This is a genomic window from Micromonospora sp. NPDC048909, assembly GCF_040649635.1.
Lineage (GTDB): Bacteria > Actinomycetota > Actinomycetes > Mycobacteriales > Micromonosporaceae > Micromonospora.
Genome location: NZ_JBEZFU010000004.1, coordinates 1 through 19583 on the forward strand (window position 1 = coordinate 1; position 19583 = coordinate 19583).

Genomic DNA, 19583 nt, shown 5'->3' on the forward strand with positions numbered 1-19583 from the left:
CGCGACGGTCACGGCACGCCGATCGGAGGCATCTTGGTCGCACCACTTGTCATCCCGCTGGCCGCCCTGATTGCCGCCGGGGCCCCGGCCCGTTCCGGCTGCCTCGACGCCGGTCGGTCAGCGGCAGGTCCCGGGACGCTTCGGCTGCCCCACGAACGGGCGCCGGCGTCCCGATCCTCCTCACGCTCCGCAACGGTCACGCCGGTGTCGGGCGCCCGCCCGGTGATGGCGGTCCGGCGGTCCCGCCAGCCGGTGTCACCTTGGTGACAACTTCCAGCGGATGATTCTTGCGTCCCCGTGCTCCGGCGTAGGCTGCGCAGCGTGGCGTACGCGTCGGTAAAGATCATGAGCCGAGCAGCGGCCGGCGTGGCGACTACGCAGCGTGGCAGCGAGACCACTCGATGCGACTGACCGTCCTGGGCTGTGCCGGAAGTTTCCCCGGACCAGAGTCCCCCTGCTCGGCCTACCTGGTCGAAGCCGACGGTTTCCGGCTGCTGGTCGACTTCGGCCCCGGCTCGCTGTCCAGCCTGCAGCGCTACGCGGGGCTGCACGCCCCGGACGCGATCCTCCTCAGCCACCTGCACTGCGACCACATCCTCGACGCCGTGTCGTACGTGGTGGTCCGCCGGTACGCCCCGGACGGCCCCTACCCGGCTCTGCCGGTGTACGCCCCGTCCGGCGCGCCGGACCGGCTCAGCGCCGCCTACGGCGACGACGGCACCATGGACGACGTCTTCCAGTTCTACGGCTTGCAGCCCGGCACCTTCCCGATCGGGCCGTTCAGCGTCACCGTCGACCGGGTCAACCACCCGATCGAGACGTACGGGGTGCGGCTGGAGCACGAGGGACGGGTGCTCTGCTACTCGTCCGACACCGCGCCCTGCGACGCCCTGCTGCGCCTCGCCCAGGACGCCGACGCCTTCCTCTGCGAGGCGAGCTACCTCGACGGCGTGGAGAACCCGCCGGATCTGCACCTGACCGGCCGGGAGGCCGGCGAGGCGGCGACCAAGGCGGGCGTGCGCCGGCTGCTGCTCACCCACCTGGTGGCCGCCTGGGGCAGCGAGGCGCACACCGTCGAGTCGGCCGCCGCCGCGTACGCCGGCCCGCTCGAGGTCGTCCGGCCCGGCGCCAGCTACGACGTCTGACCCACCCGGCGGCCGGTGCGGCGCCGCCGCGACCGCTCTTGCCGCATTGTTCGCCGGCCGGTCAGCGGCCGGTCGTCTGGCGCACCCGTGACACCCGCACGGTGTGGGCATGCGGATCGCCATCGTGACCGAGTCGTTCCCGCCGGACGTCAACGGCGTTGCGCACTCCGTCGTCCGGACCGCCGAGCACCTGGTCGCGTGCGGGCACCAGCCGTTGGTCATCGCCCCGGCCCCGCCGGGCGCCGCCCGGCACGACGCCGGCGCGTACCCGTACCCGGTGGTGCGGATCCCGAGCGTGCCGCTGCCCCGTTACCAGGGTTTCCGGTTGGGCGTGCCGACCACCACCCGGCTCGCCGGGGCGCTGCTGGCGCACGCGCCGGACGTGGTTCACCTGGCCAGCCCGTTCATCCTCGGCGCCCGGGCCGCCACGCTCGCCGCGCGGCACGGCCTGCCGACGGTGGCCGTCTACCAGACCGACGTGGCGTCGTACGCCCGCGCGTACCGGGTCGGCTGGGGCGAGGCGGCCGCCTGGCGGCGGCTTCGCGAGATCCACAACTCGGCGGGGCGCACCCTCGCCCCGTCCACCCGGGCCGCCGCCGACCTGATCGCCAACGGGGTGCAGCGGATCTGGCTGTGGGGGCGCGGAGTGGACGCCGAACGCTTCCAGCCCGCGAAGCGCTCCGCCGAACTGCGGGCCCGCCTCGCACCCGACGGCGAGCTGCTGGTCGGCTACGTCGGCCGGCTCGCCCCGGAGAAGCGGGTCGACCTGCTGGCGGCGGTCTCCCGGCTGCCCGGCGTACGGGTGGTGGTGGCCGGGGACGGCCCGGCCCGCCGGCAGCTGGCCCGGGCGCTGCCCGAGGTCACCTTCCTCGGCGTGCAGCACGGCGAGGACCTGGCCCGGCTCTACGCCAGCCTGGACGTCTTCGTGCACACCGGCCCGCACGAGACCTTCGGGCAGACCGTGCAGGAGGCGCTGGCCAGCGGGGTGCCGGTGGTCGCGCCGGCCGCCGGCGGACCGCTCGACCTGGTGGAGTCCGGGGTGACCGGGCTGCTGGTTCCGCCGGAGGACGGCGACGCGCTGGCCGCCGCGGTCGGCGCGCTCGGCGCGGACGAGGCACGCCGCCGCGGGTACGGGCTGGCCGCCCGGGCCGCGGTGCGCCGCCGCAGCTGGGCCGCGGTGGGCGACGAGCTGATCGGGCACTACCAGGCGGTCCGGTTCGGCCGGGCGGCCGTCGACCTGCCCGCCGCCTCATGACCGGACCCGACTCCGCCGGCGGGCTGCGGATCGTCCGGCTGGCCAACTTCGTGACCGCCCGCTCCGGCGGCCTGCGGACGGCGCTGCGCCACCTCGGCGAGGGCTACCTCGCCGCCGGGCACGAGCCGGTGCTGGTCGTCCCCGGCCGGCGGGACGGCGACGAGCGGCACCCGTGGGGGCGGGTGGTCACCCTCGCCGGCCCGGAGCTGCCCGGCAGCGGTGGTTACCGGCTGCTGACCGGCCGGCGTCGGCTGAGCCGGCTGCTGGCCGAGCTGGCACCCGACCGGCTGGAGGTCTCCGACCGGTTCACGCTCCGCTGGACCGGGGGCTGGGCCCGGGCGCACGCGGTGCCGGCGGTGATGGTCTCGCACGAGTCGCTGACCGGGCTGCTCGGGCAGTGGGGCGTGCCGGACGGGCTGCGCCGGCCGATCGCCGACCGGCTCAACCGGCGCACCGCCCGGTCGTACGACCGGATCGTCTGCACCACACGATGGGCGGCGGAGGAGTTCACCCGGATCGGGGCGGGCAATGTGGAGCAGGTGCCGCTCGGCGTCGACCTGGACACCTTCGGACCGGACCGGGTCGACCCGGGCCTGCGTGCGCGGTACGCCGACCCCGCGGAGCTGCTGCTGGTGCACTGCGCGCGGTTGTCGGCGGAGAAGCGCCCCGAACTGGCCGTCGACGCGCTCGCCGCGCTGCGCCGCGCGGGCGTGCCGGCGGTGCTGGTGATGGCCGGGGACGGCCCGATGCGAGCGGCGCTGGTCCGCCGGGCGGCCGGGCTGCCGGTGCACTTCACCGGCTTCCTGCCCGATCGGCTCACCGTGGCCGGGCTGCTGGCCAGCGCGGACGTGGTCCTCGCGCCCGGACCGGTGGAGACCTTCGGCCTGGCCGGGCTGGAGGCGTTGGCCAGCGGCACCCCGGTGGTGGTCAACTCCGCCAGCGCGCTGCCCGAGGTGGTCGGCCCGGCCGGACTGGCCGCGTACGGCTCGCCGGACGCCATCGCCGCGGCGGTGACCCGGTTGACGGCCCGCCCGGAGGCGGAGCGGCGCCGGGCGGCGCGGGCGCGCGCCGAAGAGTTCGGCTGGCCGGCGGCGGTGGCCGGATTCCTGCGGGTGCACGACGCGCAACCGGCCCGGCCCACCGCTCCGGCCTGACCGATCGGGCAGGTCGGGACACCGCGGCGTGGTTGGATCACCGCACCGCATAGGGTGCAGGCATGGCGCGACCCGACGGGCGACGGCCCGACCAACTCCGACCGGTGACGTTGACCAGAGGCTGGAGCACCCATCCCGAGGGCTCCGTGCTCGTCGAGTTCGGCGCGACCCGGGTGCTCTGCACGGCGAGCGTGACCGAGGGGGTGCCCCGCTGGCGCAAGGGCTCCGGCCTCGGCTGGGTCACCGCCGAGTACGCGATGCTGCCCCGGGCCACCAACACCCGCTCCGACCGGGAGAGCGTCAAGGGGCGCGTCGGTGGGCGTACCCATGAGATCTCCCGGCTGATCGGCCGTAGCCTGCGCGCCTGTGTCGACCTGAAGGCGCTCGGCGAGAACTCGGTCGTGCTCGACTGCGACGTGCTCCAGGCCGACGGCGGCACCCGGACGGCGGCGATCACCGGGGCGTACGTGGCGCTGCACGACGCGGTGACCTGGCTGGCGCAGCGCAAGGCGCTCGCCGGCAAGCCGGCGTCGGTGATGCACCGGTCGGTGGCCGCGGTGAGCGTCGGCGTCATCGCCGGCGAGGCGCGCCTGGACCTCTGCTACGACGAGGACGTGGCCGCCGAGGTCGACATGAACGTGGTCTGCACCGGCACCGGCGAGTTCGTCGAGGTGCAGGGCACCGGAGAGGCGGGCGTGTTCGCCCGCGACCAGCTCGACGCGCTGCTCGACCTCGGCGTTGCGGGCTGCGCGGAACTGGCCGAAGCCCAGCGGAAGGCGCTCTCATGAACAAGGTGCTGCTCGCCACCCGTAACCGTAAGAAGCTGGTGGAACTCCAGCGGATCCTCGACGGCGCGCTCGGCGCGCACCGGATCGCCCTGGTCGGCCTCGACGACGTCGAGGAGTACCCGGAGCTGCCGGAGACCGGCCTGACCTTCGGCGAGAACGCGCTGATCAAGGCGCGGGAAGGGTTCCGCCGGACGGGCCTGCCCACCATCGCCGACGACTCCGGGCTGGCCGTCGACGCGCTGAACGGCATGCCCGGTGTGTTCAGCGCCCGGTGGGCCGGCCGGCACGGCGACGACCAGGCCAACTTCCAGCTGGTGCTGGACCAGATCGCCGACCTGCCGGACGAGAACCGGGGCGCCTCGTTCGTCTGCACGGTCGCCCTGGTGCTGCCCGGCGGCAAGGAGCACCTGGTGGACGGTCGGCAGTCCGGCCAGCTGCTGCGTGCCCCGCGCGGCGACGGTGGCTTCGGCTACGACCCGATCTTCCTGGGGGACGGGCAGACCCGGACCAACGCCGAACTGACCCCGCAGGAGAAGGACGCGATCAGCCACCGCGGCAAGGCGCTGCGCGAGCTGGCCAAGCTGGTCGCCAAGGTGCTGCCGCCGAACGGCGGCTGAAGCATCCACTCTGACCTCGCCTGATGCTGCCCGGCCGCCGATCGCGGCCGGCCGGGCATCGGTTGGTCCGACTCTGCTTCGTCGTGGCCGGCGCCGTACCGGATAGAGAAAAGGCGTGCCGGCCGTATAGCCTCGCCGACGCCACCACTCTGTGGCGGCGTGGCCGCTGAGCGCCACCCTTACCCCTACCGCCGTGGCGAGGCACAGTGCGTGATTCGAAGCTGACCGATCGCGGCGTGCTGCGGCCGGAGATCCAGGCTCTGCGGGCGCTTGCCGTGCTCCTGGTGCTGCTGTTTCATTTCTGGCCACACCGGATCCCGGGCGGTTACGTCGGTGTCGACGTCTTCTTCGTGATCAGTGGCTTCCTCATCACCGCGCACCTGGTACGGGAGGTGCAGACGTCAGGGTCGGTCCGCCTCGGCTCCTTCTGGGCCCGCCGCATCCGGCGTCTGCTGCCCGCCTCGCTGCTCGTGCTCGTCGCCACCGCGGCGGCCGTCTTCATCTGGGTGCCGCAGCTCTACTGGCCGCAGATCCTGCGTGAGATCGCGGCGGCGACCATCTACGTCGAGAACTGGCAGCTGGCGCACGACGCCGTCGACTACCTCGCCGCGGAGAACGTCCAGTCGCCGGTGCAGCACTACTGGTCGCTCTCGGTGGAGGAGCAGTTCTATCTGGTCTGGCCGCTGTTGATCGTGGTCGCGATCGTGGTCGCGGGCCGACTGCGGCGGACGGATCCCACCGGCGCGATCCGGGCCACGCTCGCCATCATCGTCGCGGCGTCCTTCGCCTACTCCGTCTACGCGACGCTCACGAACGGCGCGGCCGCCTACTTCGTCACCCCCACCCGGGCATGGGAGTTCGGGGCCGGAGCGCTGCTCGCGACGCTGCCCGGGCTCGGCCGGTCAGCCGGCGACCGCACCCGGGCGGCAGTCTCCTGGCTGGGGCTGCTCCTGATCGGCGTGGCCGCGTTCGTGCTGCACGGCGGGACTCCCTTCCCGGGCTACGCGGCGGCGCTGCCGGTCGTCGGTGCGCTCTGCGCCATCTGGGCCGGCGCTCCCGACCTGCGGTGGTCGCCCCTCGGGCTGATGAGGTTGGCGCCGGTGCAGAAATTCGGCGACTGGTCGTACTCCGTCTACCTCTGGCACTGGCCGCCGATCGCGATCTTCGCGTTGGCGACCGGCGACAAGATGACCTGGCCGGTGAAGCTCGTCGTCATCGCCGGCGTGGTGGTCCTGGCGGCGCTGACCAAGCGCCTGGTCGAGGATCCGGTGCGGTTCGGTGTGTTCGCCCGTCGGCGTCGGCTGTGGCCGCAGTACGCGGCCGCGGCGATGTCGATGGCGATGGTGATGTCCGTCGTCGTCGTCGGAAACCGACTGCTGGAGCAGAGCAGCCAGGCGAGCAGTTCGCGCCTCGAGCAGTTGTTGGCCGAGGGAGCGCCGTGCCTCGGGGCGGGCGCGATGATCGCGGCGCACGGCTGCGCGCGGGGCGCCCTGGGCCGAGAGGTGTTCCCCGAGGTCTCGATGCTCACCAAGGACACCGGCTCCGCGTACCGGTGCTACGACCAGAAGCCGGGTGCCGAGCTCAGTTCGTGCCGGATCGGCTCCCAGCGGCCCGACGCGACGAAGGTCGCGATAGTCGGCGACTCGCACGCGGCGATGCTCATCCCGGCCATCGAGGGTCACCTCGAGGCCCGGAACTGGGTGCTCGACACCTATGTCGCCCGGGGCTGCATCTGGGCGAGGGTGGACACCGCCGACCAGGCCGACCCGTGCTACGCGCGACGGCAGGCGATGATGCAGCGGCTTGCCGCCGGCCCGAAGTACGACCTGGTCATCATCAGCGGGCGGCGCAGCGCGAGCGCCGACCGCCGCACGGCCGACGGCCAGACGCGCAGGTACGTCGAGGCGTGGCGCCCGGTGCTCGCGCGGGGGACCAGGATTGTCGTGGTGGCGGACAATCCGATGCTCGGCGAGGAGGATCTCGGCTGCCTCGTCGACGACGCGGCGAACGGCGGGGATCCGACCCGGTGCTCCGTCGACCGTCGGACGGCGCTCGGCACCGGGGACGCCCTCGAGGACGCCGCACGTCGGGCCGGCGACAAGGTGCAGGTGGTCGACCTGACCGACCTGTTCTGCACCACGACCGAGTGTCCGTTGGTGATCGGCAACGTCATCGTCTATCGCGACACGCACCACATCACCGCGACCTACGCCCGCACGCTCGGCACGCACCTCGTCGACCGCATCGCGGCAAGCACCGCGCGGTGACAGCAAGCCTGGTGCGGACGGGGAGCGGGCGCGGCGACCGCCGCGCCGAGGCTTCCCGGCGCTCCGGCCGCGTTCCGTCTCGAGAACACGTGCGGGACTGCGCGGATTACTGCTTGAGCCTCGGGGCCGGTGCCATTGAACGTGCCGGAGTGGTCGACAGTTATGGCAGTTCTCCGCCTAATAGCGGCGATCGGTCCTTGCGGTTGCCGACGCGCGTCCTGCCGCCGCCCAGCGAGATGCGGGCGAAAGCGGAGAAAATGCCGCAGGACGGCAGCGCTCGTCATCGGGTTTCGGGGCGCCCGAGGCGACCTCTGGTGGTCATGGTCCTCGCGTATAGTGCCCCGAGAGGTAGGGCGGAGAGGATCATGAAATGGACATAATGCCTCAGAAGCCGGTGGCGACCCAGACTGTGGGCGGTGGCCGTCGTCTGATGGGCAGGAGCCTGCCGCTCTCCGCCGACACCGCGCACAATTCGCCAGGCGACACCCCGATCACACGCTTTCTCTGGGCAGCCGCCCGGATAATGGCGGTGCTCGCCATGGTGATGGTTGGCGTGAAGCCATTCTTCGACGTCTTCGGTGCGAAGGTCGCGGCCGACACCGTGGATTCCGGCATGGTGGCGACGGTGATTGGCGCTGTTCTCATGGTGGGCGCCTTCGTCGCCGTGACCGTGGCGTCGAGAAGGTTCCTGACCAATCTGACGCCCGCGATCGTCGCGCTGGTTCTCCTCGGCCTGTTCTCCGTTATCGGCCTGATCGCCCTGCCGGCCCGGGAGGAGTTCTTCCAGGTCTTCACCACGGCCAACGTTCGGGAGATCTTCGGGCCGTACATCGCACCGAAGAGCGGGATCATCACGCAGGCCGCCCAGCTCGCGGTCGGGTTCGCGCCGATCGTGTTGTTGGCGGTCATGTTCGTCAGGCCGGGCTGGTTCTCGCTCGACCGGCTGCGCTGGGTCCTGCTGCTCGTGGTCGTCGGCGCCGTCGTGCACTCCGTGATCGCCTGGCTGCAGGTCGTCGGCGTCGTGCCGTACACCTACTTCTTCAACCTGATGAGCGGCAAGGTCGGGCGTGCCTCGGGTGGCTACTTCCACCCCGCGTCACTCGGGCGGCTCCTGATCTTCGCGGTGTTCATTCTCTATGCCGCCGGTGACCGGCTGCGGATCAGCCCGCTGGCCCGCTATGCCGCCGTCGCGTTCCTGACCGCCACCGCGGTCGTGAGCACCCACCGGATAACCATCGTCTGCGTGGCGTTCGTGATCGTGGCCTTCGAGCTGCGCCGGCTTCCCGAACTGATCCGTCAGGTTTCCAACCTGCGATTCCGCACCGCCGTCTGGGGCGCTGTCGCTCTCGTCGTGCTGGTGGTCCTCGCTGCGGTCCGTTGGGGCGCCTATCTGTTCGACCGTGCGGTCTTTCTCGCCACGCAGATCGGCTCGCTGAATCCGACGAACGACGAGTTCCTGCACGGCCGCGGGCAGATCTGGTTCAAGTTGGCGGAGGTGTGGGGGGACGCCCCGCTGGATATCTGGCTCATCGGGCTGGCCTACGAACCGTGGAACACGCACAGCGACCCGTTGCGGATCTTCGTGGTCTGGGGGCTGCTCGGGGTCATCCTGATGACGATTATCTTCATCAACCTCTGGCGGGTGACGAGGCGTGCCATCGCGGTCGAGGCGCGCTGGATGCTTTCGGTCCTGTACGCCGTGACAGTCATCTCGGCGCTGACGCAGAAGCCGACCTCCTATTCGTACTTCATGTGGATGTTCTTCCTCTCCCTGATGCTGATCATCGCGTTCTATCCCCGGGTGAACGCGCCGGTCGCACTGGCAACGGACACTAGTGGTGATCGCGAATGAGCGCCCCCCTCTTCATTTCGTGGAAGCGTTATCAGCGTCGGTCGGACGTGCTCGCCCAGGCGTTGGGCGCAGAATTGGCATGGCGTCCGGCCAAGGCGACGCCAAAGGCGCTCCGCCCCTTCGACTACCTCGCCCACACCTGGAACGATCTCAAGCTGCTCCGGTCGCGGCGACCATCGTTCGTGGTGGCGCAGGCGCAGCCGCACCTGGCAGCCCTGGCGCCCTACCTCGGTCGGGTTCCCTACGTGGTCGACGCGCACAACGGGCAGTTCCAGTCGTGGTGGCGCCGGGTTCCGAGCACCGCAACGGTGCTGCGCGGGGCGAGACTGGTCCTGACGCACACGCAGGAGGCCGACGTCATCGCCCGCGCGGCCTTCCCGGGTCTGCGCACACTCGTCGTGCACGATCCGCTCCGGCAGATCCCGCCGGCGGCACCGCGCGACTGGGTGTTCGTCGTGGCTACCGTCGCCCCGGACGAGCCGATGGACGTCCTCATCGATGCGATCGAGGCCATGCCCGAGGTCAACTTCGTGACCACCGCACCGCTGCACCGGCTGCCCCCGCCGCTTCGCGAGCGCGCCGAGGGGCTGCCCAACTTCACCACCCTGGGCTTCCTCGATCTCCCCGACTACGAGGCGGCGCTCGCCGGCGCGCGTGCGGTCGTCGTGTTGACCGACCGGGACGCCACGCAGCCCAGCGGCGCGTGCGAGGCGCTGAGCGCGGGCCGACAGCTGGTCCTGTCCCACACCCGCACCACCGAGGCCCTGTTCGGAAGCTTCGCTACGCTCGTCGCCAACGAGCCCGAGGCCCTCGCCGCCGGCGTCCGGAAGGCGATCGGGGACGACCCTGCCGCAGCCGGGCGGATCGCGGCGGCCCGCGAGGCCTGGATGAGTCGGACGGAGGCCGAGCTGGAGATGTTGAGGTCGCACGTCTCGGCCAGAGCGACCAGATGATGGTGGAGCTGCGGACCGGTACGTCGACGTCCAGCCGGTCCGGCGGCGGCATGGCACGCCGGCTCCGTCAGCTGGGAATGCTCGGAATCAGCCAAGCCGGCGTCACCCTGATCGCGTTCCTCACCCAGGTGCTGCTCGCCCGTAGCCTGCCCAAGGCGGACTTCGGCGCCTTCATGTCAGTCATCTCGCTGGTGACGCTGGCCGGGCCGTTGGCCATCTTCGGGGTCGCCGAGTTCTGGTTGCAGCGGTTCGGACGCGAGGGGCCGAGGGCGTTCCGCTGGGTGCGGCCGTCGATCGTGCTGGTGGTCGTCACGTCCGGCCTGCTGGTCCTGGCGCTCGTCGGGTGGGGTCTGCTCGACCGGGACGACTCCGTCACCGCCGGCCTACGCATCGGGCTCGCCCCGATCATCCTGTCGCTCGTCGCCATGGCGCTGTCCGGGTCGGCCCTCCAGCTGCAGGGCGCCTACGGGCAGCTCGCGGCGCTGCAACTGGCGCCGCAGGTCGGCCGGCTCCTGGTGGCCCTGCTGACCGGCTTCTTCGGGCTGTCGGCGCTCATGGTGGCGCTGGGCTACGCCTTCGTGGCCGCCGTCACGGTGGTCATCAGCGTCCTGGTGATCGCACCGTTCTGGTACGCCCGGGCGACGTTGGAGGGCCACACGCAGGTGCTCGGTCGCCCGGCGCGCGCGCCCCGGATGAGCCACCTGGTCGGCGGAACGAGCCTGTTCCTGCTGGGCAGCCTCTTCTATCAACTGGGCATGCAACTGGGCATCGTCACCTCTGCCGAGTTTCTGAGCCCGGAGGCCGCTGCCGTGCTCGCCGTGCCGATGACGCTGCTGACCGCGATCTACCTCCTGCCCCGCATCGTCTATCAGCAGTACTTCCTGGCGAAGCTGCACCGGTGGTCCCGCTCCAACCGCAGCGCGGTCCTCATCGCCTACCGTGCCGGCACGGTCGGGATGATCGGTCTCGGGCTGCTGGTCGGCCTCGTCGTCGCCGTCGCAGGCCGCTACGCCATTCCCTTGATCTTCGGCGCCGAGTACCGCCCGTCCGTCCCGGTGATGGCGATTCTCGCGCTGGCGATCCCACTCCGCTTCGGCTCCGCCAGTGTCGAATCGCTGCTGATGAGCGGCGGCCTGGTGCGGCAGAAGGTGCTCTATCAGGGGCTGGGATCGCTCGTCTACCTGGCCGCGCTGGCCACCGCGATCCCGATGTTCGGCGTGGCCGGGGCCGCCTGGGCGACGGTGCTGTCCGAGGCGATACTTCTGGTCCTGTTCTGGTCCCGGGTGAAGCGGAATGTCGTGGCGGGCGCCCAACTTCCGTCCTGGGCCGAGATCCGCCGGACGGTCACCAGAGGCTGAGCCCGCGTGGGCACAGGGGTGGAGCGAGGCCCACCCCTGTGCCGGCTCGGCCGCTGGTCAGGCCAGCGGACCGATCTCGCGTTCGATGGCGGCGCGCAGCTCGGGGCCGGCGAGCACGTCCCGGGCCGCGGCCATCACCGGGGCGAGGAAGGTGTCCGGCCCCGGCTCACCGGCGATGCCGCCGAGGGCGGCGACCGCGGCCTGTCCGGCCGGCGACGGGACCAGTGGCGCGCGCAGCTGCAGACCGCGCACCCCGGCCAGCAGCTCGACCGCGAGCACGCTGGCCAGGTTGTCCAGCACCGTACGCAGCTTCTTGGTCGCCGCCCAGCCCATCGAGACGTGGTCCTCCTGCATCCCGCTGGTGGGCAGCGAGTCCACCGAGGCGGGCGCGGCCAGCCGGCGGTTCTCCGCGACGATCCCGGCCGCGGTGTACTGGGCGATCATCAGCCCGGAGTTGACGCCGGCGTCGGGGGAGAGGAACGCCGGTAGGTCCCGGCTGCGGGTGACGTCCAGCAGCCGGTCGACCCGCCGTTCGGCGATCGCCCCGACCTCGGCGGCGGCGATGGCCAGGAAGTCGGCGGCGAAACCGAGCGGCGCGCCGTGGAAGTTCCCGGTCGACTCGACCCGGCCGTCCGGCAGCACCACCGGGTTGTCCACCACCGAGACCAGCTCGCGGGCCGCCACCGTACGGGCGAACTCCAGGGTGTCCCGGGCCGCGCCGGCCACCTGCGGGGCGCAGCGCATCGAGTATGCGTCCTGCACCGCGTGCGCCAGGTCGTCCCGGTGCGAGTCCATCACCCGGGAGTCCTGCAGCAGCCGGTGGATGTTCGCCGCCGAAGCCGCCTGACCCGGGTGCGGCCGGATGGCGTGCAGCTCGGGCAGGAACGGCCGCTCGGAGCCGAGCATCGCCTCGATCGCCAACGCGGCCGTCACGTCGGCCATGGCGAACAGGTGGGCGGCGTCGTTCAGGGCGAGCAGCAGCATGCCCAGCATGCCGTCGGTGCCGTTGATCAGCGCCAGGCCCTCCTTGGCGGCCAGCTCGATCGGCTTCAGCCCGGCCCCGCGCAGCGCGTCGGCCGCGTCGATCCGCCCACCCGCCGGGCCGAGCACCCAGCCCTCGCCGAGCAGCACCAGCGCGCAGTGCGCCAGCGGCGCCAGGTCGCCGGAGGCGCCGAGCGAGCCGTGCTCCGGCACCCACGGGGTGATCTCGTGGTTGAGCAGGTCGACCAGGGCCTCGGCGACCAGCGGTCGGACGCCGGACCGGCCGAGCGCGAGCGAGCGCACCCGCAGCAGCATCATCGCCCGGACCACCTCGCGCGGCATCGGCGCGCCCACGCCGGCGGCGTGCGAGCGGATCAGCGCGTGCTGGAGTTCGGCCCGCCGCTCCGGCGCGACGAAGGTGTTGGCCAGCGCCCCGAAACCGGTGGAGACGCCGTAGACGGGGCGGCCGGCGGCTTCGATGCCGTCCACGATCGCCCGGCTGGTCGCCATCGCGTCCGTCGCGGCCGGGTCGATCACGACCTTGGCGGAGCCGCGGGCCACGGCGAGCACGTCGGCGGGGGAGACCCCGGTGGGCTGAATGGTCACGATCGACATTGCGGTACTCCGTTTTGCAGGACCTGGCGGATCAGTGGAACCCCGGGCCGGTAGGCCAGGTGCAGGTGGGACGGGGCGTCGAGGACGATCAGGTCGGCCCGGGCGCCGGGGCGCAGCACCCCGACGTCGTCGCGGCGCAGCGCCCGGGCGCCGCCCGCGGTGGCGGCCCAGACGGCCTCCGCCGGGGTCATCCGCATCTCGCGGACGGCGAGGGCGACGCAGAACGCCATCGACGAGGTGTACGACGAGCCGGGGTTGCAGTCGGTCGCCAGCGCCACGGTGACGCCGGCGTCGAGCAGGCGACGCGCGTCCGGGTAGGGCGAGCGGGTGGAGAACTCGGCGCCCGGCAGCAGGGTGGCCACCGTGGAGGTGTGCCGCCCGTCGGCGCACATGCAGCCGATCGTGGTCGAGGCGAGCGCGTCGACGTCCGCGTCGCTGAGATGGGTGCAGTGGTCCACGCTCGCCGCGCCCAGCTCCACGCCGAGCTGAACGCCCGGGCCGGGGCCGAGCTGGTTGGCGTGCACCCGGATGCCGAGCCCGACGGCCTGCCCGCAGGCGAGGATGGCCCGGGCGTGGTCGACGTCGAAGGCGCCCCGCTCGCAGAAGACGTCGATCCAGCGCGCGTGCGGGGCGGCGGCGGCCAGCATCGGCCCGCACACCATGCCGACGTAGTCGTCGGGGCGGTCGGCGTACTCGGCCGGGACGACGTGCGCGCCGAGGAACGTGGTGTCCTCGCTGAACTCCGCGGCGATCCGCAGCGAACGGGCCTCGTCGGCGACGGTGAGGCCGTACCCGCTCTTGATCTCGACGGTGGTGGTGCCCTGCCGCAGCGCCTCGTCGCGCAACCGCCGCACGGTGGCACGCAACTCGTCGTCGGTGGCCGCGCGGGTGGCGCCGACGGTGGTCCGGATGCCGCCGCCGGTGTACGGCTGTCCGGCCATCCGGGCCGCGAACTCGGCGGCCCGGTCCCCGGCGAAGACCAGGTGGGCGTGGCTGTCCACGAACCCGGGCAGCACCGCCGCGCCGTCGGCGTCGATCCGCCGGTCGGCGGCCGGGGCGTCCCGGGCCGGGCCGATCCAGGCCACCTGCCCGTCCTCGACCAGCAGGGCGGCGTGCCGGCGGATGCCCAACGGGCCACCCGCACCGCCGTCGGAGTTGGTGACCAGCTCGCCGATGTTGTCGACCAGCAGGCTGCCGGTGTTCCGGCTCGCCGGGCGTACCGGGTCACCCGGCCGCGCCGGCCGCTCTGGGAAGAGGTCCGTGGTCACGACGTCACCGCCGCGATGGCCGCCCGCAGTTCGGTCGGTACGTCGACGGCCACGTGTCGACCCTCGGCCACCACCGTCCGCCCATCGACCACGACGTGCGTGACATCGGCGGCGGTGGCCGCGAAGAACACCCCGACCGGCGGCACTCCGGCGGTCCGGGCACTGTCCGGCCGTACCGTGACCAGGTCGGCCCGGTCACCGACCGAGAGCCGGCCGGCGTCGGTCCAGCCGAGCGCGGCGTGCCCGGCGGCGGACGCCGCCCGCAGCAGGTCGAAGCCGGTGAAGTGGCCGCGCCGGCGGGTGCGCAGCCGCTCGTCCAGCTCCACCGCCCGGGCCTCCTCGAAGAGGTCGATCACCGCGTGGCTGTCGCTGCCCAGGCTGAGCGGGATGCCGACGTCGGCCATCCGCCGCGCCGGGCCGATCCCGTCCGCCAGGTCCCGCTCGGTGGTGGGGCAGAGGCAGACACCGGTACGGCTCTCGCCGAGCAGCGTCAGGTCGCCGCTGGTCGGGTGGGTGGCGTGCACGGCGGTGGTGGCCGGGCCGAGCACCTCGCGGTCGGCCAGCAGCCGGGTGGGCGTGCAGCCGTGCACCGCCCGGCAGGCGTCGTTCTCCGCGGGCTGCTCGGAGAGGTGCACGTGCAGCGGCGCGTCGCGCTCGCGGGCCCAGCGCGCCACCGTGCTCAGCTGCTCGGCGGGGACGGCGCGTACCGAGTGCACCGCCGCGCCGACCCGGACGTGCCCGCCGGTCGGGGAGAACGCGGCCACCCGTTCGGCCCACCGCGCGGCGTCGGAGTCGCCGAAGCGCAGCTGCGGCCCGACCAGCGGATCGCCGTCCACCGAGGCGGTCAGGTAGCAGGCGTCGAGCAGGGTTAGCCGGATTCCGGCCTGGGCGGCCGCCTCGACCAGCGCGGCGCTCATCGCGTTCGGGTCGTCGTAGCGCGTCCCGCCGGGCCCGTGGTGCAGGTAGTGGAACTCGCCCACACAGGTCACCCCGGCCAGCGCCATCTCGGCGTAGGCGGCCCGGGCCAGGGCCAGGTAGGAGTCCGGGTCGAGGCGGTCGGCCACCGCGTACATCTGGTCGCGCCAGGTCCAGAAGTCACCCCGGCCGCCGTGCGTACGCCCGCGCAGCGCCCGGTGGAAGGTGTGCGAGTGCGCGTTGGCCAGCCCGGGCAGGGTCAGCCCGGGCAGCCGTACCGCGTCGGTCAGCACGTCGACCCCGGCGGTCGGTGAGTCGCCGCCGGTCAGCGGCGTCACCGCGGTGAACCGGCCGTCCGTCGCCTCGATCAGCACGTCGGCGGTCGGCTCGTCGTGGTCGGGCAGCCAGGCGTACTCGGCCAGCCAGCGGGTCGCGGTCATTCCGCGGGCCCCCTCTCGAAACAGCGCGGACGCGGCGATCCGCCGCCGCCCGCCGGTGCCGGGCGGGCCGCTGCGACGGCCGTCAACATGCCAGTTCCGCCAGCACCCGGGCCAGCGCGGTCACGCCGGCGGCGCAGTCATCGTCGCTCGCCGACTCGGCCGGGGAGTGCGACACACCGGTCGGATTGCGGACGAAGAGCATGGCGGTCGGCAGGTGCGCGGCGAGGACGCCGGCGTCGTGTCCGGCTCCGGTCGGCAGCACCGGCGCGTCGAGCAGTCGGGCCAGCCGGTCGGCCAGCCCGCCGTCGAAGGCGACCAGCGGGGTGGCGGACTCCTCGGTCACCGTCATCTCGGTGCCGTCGCGCCGGGCCCGCTCGACCGCCTTGCCGTGGACCGCCTCGACCAGGCCGGCCAGCGTCTCCGGCTCGGCCGCGCGGGCGTCCAGCCAGCCGGTCACCTTCGACGGGATCGCGTTGGTGGCGTTCGGCTCCACCGACACCCGGCCCACGGTGGCGTGGGCGCCGCGCAGCCGGGCCTCCTTGTTCGCCGCCAGCACGGTGAACGCGTACGTCAGCATCGGGTCGCGGCGGTCGGCCATCCGGGTGGTGCCGGCGTGGTTGCCCTCGCCGGTGAAGTCGAAGCGCCAGCGCCCGTGCGGCCAGATGGCGCTGGCCACCGCCACCGGCGCGGTGGTGTCGGCCAGCGCGCGGCCCTGCTCGACGTGCAGCTCCACGAAGGAGGAGAACCGGCCGAGCAGCTCCGGTCGGGCGCCCGCCGGCGGGTGGCCCAACGCGTCGGCGAAGCTGACCCCGTCGGCGTCCCGCAGCGCCGCCGCCCGCTGCGCCGGCAGCGCGCCGCTGAGCAGCCGGGAACCCAGGCACGGTACGCCGAACCGGGCCCCCTCCTCCTCGACGAACGCGCCGACGACCACGGGTCGGGCCGGGGTGACGCCCGCGGCGCGCAGCTCGTCCAGGGCGAGGAACGCGCTGACGATGCCGAGCGGACCGTCGTACGCGCCGCCGTGTGGCACCGAGTCGAAGTGGCTGCCGGTCAGCACCGCGTTTCCGGCGTCCGCCTCGCCCCACCAGGCGAGGAGGTTGCCGTTGCCGTCCTCGGTGACCGGCAGCCCGCGTCGGTCGGCCTGCTCCCGGTACCAGGCCCGCAGTCGCAGCTCCGGCTCGGTCAGCGCGTAGCGCAGGTAGCCGCCACTGCCGGCGTCCCGCCCGATCGGCGCGATCTCGTCCCAGAGCGCCCGGAACCGGACGGCGAGGTCGCTCACGGGGTACTCCTTTTGTTCGCGGCTGCGGGGCTCCGCTGCGCTGCACTCCTCGCGCTCACGCGCTTCCCTCGGCCATCGGTACCCGCACGCCGGTCCGCTCGGCCACCTCGCGGGCGGAGTCGTAGCCGGCGTCCACGTGCCGGATCACGCCCATCGCCGGGTCGTTGGTCAGCACCCGCTCGATCTTCTGACCGGCGAGCGCGCTGCCGTCGGCGACGCAGACCTGGCCGGCGTGGATCGACCGGCCCATGCCCACCCCGCCGCCGTGGTGGATGGAGACCCAGGACGCGCCGCTGGCCGTGTTGACCAGCGCGTTGAGCAACGGCCAGTCGGCGATCGCGTCGGAGCCGTCGGCCATCGCCTCGGTCTCCCGGTAGGGGCTGGCCACGCTGCCGGTGTCCAGGTGGTCCCGGCCGATCACCACCGGGGCGGAGAGCTCGCCGGAGGCGACCATCTCGTTGAACCGGACGCCGGCCTTGTCCCGCTCGCCGTAGCCCAGCCAGCAGATCCGGGCCGGCAGGCCCTGGAACGTGACCCGCTCACCGGCCAGCCGGATCCACCGGGCGAGGGACTCGTTCTCCGGGAAGAGCTCCAGGATCGCCCGGTCGGTGGCCGCGATGTCGGCCGGGTCGCCGGAGAGCGCCGCCCACCGGAACGGGCCCTTGCCCTCGCAGAACAGCGGCCGGATGTAGGCCGGCACGAAGCCGGGGAAGTCGAAGGCCCGCTCGTAGCCGCCCAGCTGCGCCTCGCCCCGGATCGAGTTGCCGTAGTCGAAGACCTCCGCGCCGGCGTCGAGGAAGCCGACCATCGCCTCGACGTGCTTCGCCATCGACGCCCGGGCCCGGTCGGTGAACTCGGCCGGCTTGGCCGCCGCGTAGTCCCGGGCGTCGGCCAGCTCGACCCCCTCGGGCAGGTACGACAGCGGATCGTGCGCGCTGGTCTGGTCGGTGACGATGTCCACGGCGACGCCCCGGCGCAGCAGTTCCGGGAAGACGGCGGCGGCGTTGCCGACCACCCCGACGCTCAACGCCCGGCGGTCCCGCTTGGCGGCCAGCGCCCGCTCGACCGCGTCGTCCAGGGAGTCGGCGACCTCGTCGAGGTAGCGGTCGTGCACCCGCCGGTCCAGTCGGCTGCGGTCCACGTCGACGATCAGGCAGACGCCGTCGTTCATGGTGACCGCGAGCGGCTGGGCCCCGCCCATCCCGCCGCAGCCGGCGGTGAGCGTCAGCGTCCCGGCCAGGGTGCCGCTGAACCGCTTGGCCGCGACGGCGGCGAAGGTCTCGTAGGTGCCCTGGAGGATGCCCTGGGTGCCGATGTAGATCCAGGAGCCGGCGGTCATCTGCCCGTACATGGTCAGGCCGAGCTGCTCGAGGCGGCGGAACTCCGGCCAGGTGGCCCAGTCGCCGACCAGGTTGGAGTTGGCCAGCAGCACCCGCGGCGCCCACTCGTGGGTGCGCATGACGCCGACCGGTCGACCGGACTGCACCAGCATCGTCTCGTCGTCGCGCAGGTCGGTGAGGGTGCGTACCAGCGCGTGGTAGGACGGCCAGTCCCGGGCCGCCTTGCCGGTGCCGCCGTAGACCACCAGGTCCTCGGGGCGCTCAGCGACCTCCGGGTCCAGGTTGTTCATCAGCATCCGCAGCGCGGCCTCCTGCGGCCAGCCACGGGCGGTGCGCTCGACCCCGCGGGCGGCGCGGACCAGTTCGGACATCTCGGTTCTCCTCTCAGCCGAGGAACAGCTGTCGGCGGGCGGCGGACGCCTCGAACGCTTCCAGCCGGCGCTGGGTGTCGGCGGGGGCGGCGTCGCAGATCGCCTGGAGCAGCACCATGGCCAGGGTCATCGGGGCGGTGTGGAGGTCGAAGACGAGTTGGGCGCCGACCGCGGCGGGCAGCACCACGTCGGCGTGTTCGGTGGCCGGGCTGACCGGCGAGTCGGTGATCGCCACCACGGTCAACCCGGCGGCGCGCGCGTCGCGCAGCGCGTCCAGGGTCTCCCGGGGGTAGCGGGGCAGCACGAAGGCCAGTACCGCCGAGGCGCCGGCCTCGGCCGCCTGCTCCAGGCGGTCGGTGAGCAGGCTGCCGCCGTCGTCGAGCACCCGGACGTCGGGGTGCACCTTGGCGGCGAAGTAGGCGAAGTACGCGGCCAGCGGCGCGGCGGCGCGCAGGCCGAGCACCGGCAGCGGGCGGCTGGCGGCGAGCTGCCGGCCCGTCTCGGCGATCCGGTCCCGGTCGGCGAGCTGGTCGGTCAGCCGGTCCAGGTTGCCGATCTCGGCGCGGACCGCCTGCTGGAGCTCGTTGCCGGCGTCGGTCGGGCCACCGAGCGCTCCGGCGGTCAGCTCGCGGAGCCGGCGGCGCAGCGCGGGGTAGCCGTCGTGGCCGAGCGCGACCGCGAACCGGGTGACCGAGGGCTGGCTGACCCCGGCGAGCTCGGCCACCTCGGCGGCCGAGAGGTACGCCGCGGCCGGCGCGTGCTGCACCAGGCAGTGTGCGATCCGACGTTGGGTGGGGGTGAGCCGCACTCCGTGGAACAGATCGAGCACCCGCTCGGTGGGCGCGGCGACAGCTCCTTCATTCACGCCATGACTCTATGCATAAAAACTTTCAGGGGGCAACCCGTTGGTGTCCGCTACCGTCCGCCTGCGGGCTGTCGGTCGGCCGACCGGTGGACGACCTTGTGAGCGTCCCCTCTGTAGGAT

Annotated in this window: 15 protein-coding genes; 9 read left to right on the plus strand and 6 right to left on the minus strand. The window is 73.1% G+C overall.

Annotated features, from left to right (window positions below):
- The first annotated feature begins 401 nt into the window (after nucleotides 1-401).
- The 9 genes from AB0C04_RS12240 (at nucleotide 402) to AB0C04_RS12280 (ending at nucleotide 11389) form a co-directional block, all read left to right on the plus strand.
- On the plus strand, nucleotides 402-1145 hold the full coding sequence (locus AB0C04_RS12240; protein ID WP_357052299.1) for an MBL fold metallo-hydrolase: 744 nt from the start codon (nucleotides 402-404) through the stop codon (nucleotides 1143-1145).
- A 109-nt stretch (nucleotides 1146-1254) separates the two neighbouring features.
- Entirely contained in the window at nucleotides 1255-2400 is a 1146-nt protein-coding gene (locus AB0C04_RS12245; RefSeq protein WP_357052302.1) for a glycosyltransferase family 1 protein, read from the plus strand.
- A complete protein-coding gene (locus AB0C04_RS12250) occupies nucleotides 2397-3554 on the plus strand; it encodes a glycosyltransferase (protein ID WP_357052305.1) in 1158 nt (385 codons plus the stop codon). The genes AB0C04_RS12245 and AB0C04_RS12250 overlap by 4 nt, the downstream gene beginning before the upstream one ends.
- Before the next feature lie 62 nt (nucleotides 3555-3616).
- Complete coding sequence (gene rph / locus AB0C04_RS12255; RefSeq protein WP_350869268.1) at nucleotides 3617-4342, plus strand: ribonuclease PH; 726 nt, start codon at nucleotides 3617-3619, stop codon at nucleotides 4340-4342.
- Complete coding sequence (gene rdgB / locus AB0C04_RS12260) at nucleotides 4339-4959, plus strand: RdgB/HAM1 family non-canonical purine NTP pyrophosphatase (RefSeq protein WP_357052309.1); 621 nt, start codon at nucleotides 4339-4341, stop codon at nucleotides 4957-4959. Before rph ends, rdgB begins: the two co-directional genes overlap by 4 nt.
- A gap of 206 nt (nucleotides 4960-5165) precedes the next feature.
- Nucleotides 5166-7226 (plus strand): acyltransferase family protein, encoded by a 2061-nt coding sequence (locus tag AB0C04_RS12265; protein ID WP_357052312.1) that lies wholly within the window; start codon nucleotides 5166-5168, stop codon nucleotides 7224-7226.
- Nucleotides 7227-7620: 394 nt separating this feature from the next.
- Complete coding sequence (locus tag AB0C04_RS12270; protein WP_357052315.1) at nucleotides 7621-9078, plus strand: hypothetical protein; 1458 nt, start codon at nucleotides 7621-7623, stop codon at nucleotides 9076-9078.
- Between the two features lie 47 nt (nucleotides 9079-9125).
- Nucleotides 9126-10031: a hypothetical protein gene (locus AB0C04_RS12275; RefSeq protein ID WP_357052318.1), complete on the plus strand. Its 906-nt coding sequence runs from the start codon at nucleotides 9126-9128 to the stop codon at nucleotides 10029-10031.
- A complete protein-coding gene (locus AB0C04_RS12280; RefSeq protein ID WP_357052321.1) occupies nucleotides 10031-11389 on the plus strand; it encodes a polysaccharide biosynthesis C-terminal domain-containing protein in 1359 nt (452 codons plus the stop codon). Before AB0C04_RS12275 ends, AB0C04_RS12280 begins: the two co-directional genes overlap by 1 nt.
- Nucleotides 11390-11446: 57 nt before the next feature.
- Here AB0C04_RS12280 and hutH read toward each other — a convergent pair whose 3' ends face one another.
- The 6 genes from hutH to AB0C04_RS12310 all read right to left on the minus strand — a co-directional run bounded on the left by hutH (nucleotide 11447) and on the right by AB0C04_RS12310 (nucleotide 19463).
- Nucleotides 11447-12985: a histidine ammonia-lyase gene (hutH, locus tag AB0C04_RS12285; RefSeq protein WP_357052324.1), complete on the minus strand. Its 1539-nt coding sequence runs from the start codon at nucleotides 12983-12985 to the stop codon at nucleotides 11447-11449.
- Nucleotides 12973-14175 carry an imidazolonepropionase gene (gene hutI / locus AB0C04_RS12290; protein WP_357053667.1) on the minus strand — a complete coding sequence of 401 codons (1203 nt, stop codon included), beginning with the start codon at nucleotides 14173-14175 and terminating at the stop codon, nucleotides 12973-12975. Before hutI ends, hutH begins: the two co-directional genes overlap by 13 nt.
- Nucleotides 14176-14249: 74 nt before the next feature.
- Nucleotides 14250-15608 (minus strand): formimidoylglutamate deiminase, encoded by a 1359-nt coding sequence (locus AB0C04_RS12295; protein WP_357052328.1) that lies wholly within the window; start codon nucleotides 15606-15608, stop codon nucleotides 14250-14252.
- 82 nt (nucleotides 15609-15690) lie between these two features.
- Complete coding sequence (locus AB0C04_RS12300) at nucleotides 15691-16887, minus strand: allantoate amidohydrolase (RefSeq protein WP_357052332.1); 1197 nt, start codon at nucleotides 16885-16887, stop codon at nucleotides 15691-15693.
- Nucleotides 16888-16942: 55 nt separating this feature from the next.
- Nucleotides 16943-18598, minus strand: a complete 1656-nt coding sequence (hutU, locus tag AB0C04_RS12305; protein WP_357052335.1) for a urocanate hydratase — start codon at nucleotides 18596-18598, stop codon at nucleotides 16943-16945.
- Between the two features lie 13 nt (nucleotides 18599-18611).
- A complete protein-coding gene (locus tag AB0C04_RS12310; RefSeq protein WP_350869286.1) occupies nucleotides 18612-19463 on the minus strand; it encodes a MurR/RpiR family transcriptional regulator in 852 nt (283 codons plus the stop codon).
- Between the last annotated feature and the right edge of the window lie 120 nt (nucleotides 19464-19583).

Bases quoted from the DNA above. Each gene is read 5' to 3' on its own strand.
- AB0C04_RS12240 (WP_357052299.1), top strand. From the start codon at position 402: ATGCGACTGACCGTCCTGGGCTGTGCCGGAAGTTTCCCCGGACCAGAG.
- AB0C04_RS12245 (WP_357052302.1), top strand. From the start codon at position 1,255: ATGCGGATCGCCATCGTGACCGAGTCGTTCCCGCCGGACGTCAACGGC.
- AB0C04_RS12250 (WP_357052305.1), top strand. From the start codon at position 2,397: ATGACCGGACCCGACTCCGCCGGCGGGCTGCGGATCGTCCGGCTGGCC.
- rph (WP_350869268.1), top strand. From the start codon at position 3,617: ATGGCGCGACCCGACGGGCGACGGCCCGACCAACTCCGACCGGTGACG.
- rdgB (WP_357052309.1), top strand. From the start codon at position 4,339: ATGAACAAGGTGCTGCTCGCCACCCGTAACCGTAAGAAGCTGGTGGAA.
- AB0C04_RS12280 (WP_357052321.1), top strand. From the start codon at position 10,031: ATGGTGGAGCTGCGGACCGGTACGTCGACGTCCAGCCGGTCCGGCGGC.
- hutH (WP_357052324.1), bottom strand. From the start codon at position 12,985: ATGTCGATCGTGACCATTCAGCCCACCGGGGTCTCCCCCGCCGACGTG.
- AB0C04_RS12295 (WP_357052328.1), bottom strand. From the start codon at position 15,608: ATGACCGCGACCCGCTGGCTGGCCGAGTACGCCTGGCTGCCCGACCAC.
- hutU (WP_357052335.1), bottom strand. From the start codon at position 18,598: ATGTCCGAACTGGTCCGCGCCGCCCGCGGGGTCGAGCGCACCGCCCGT.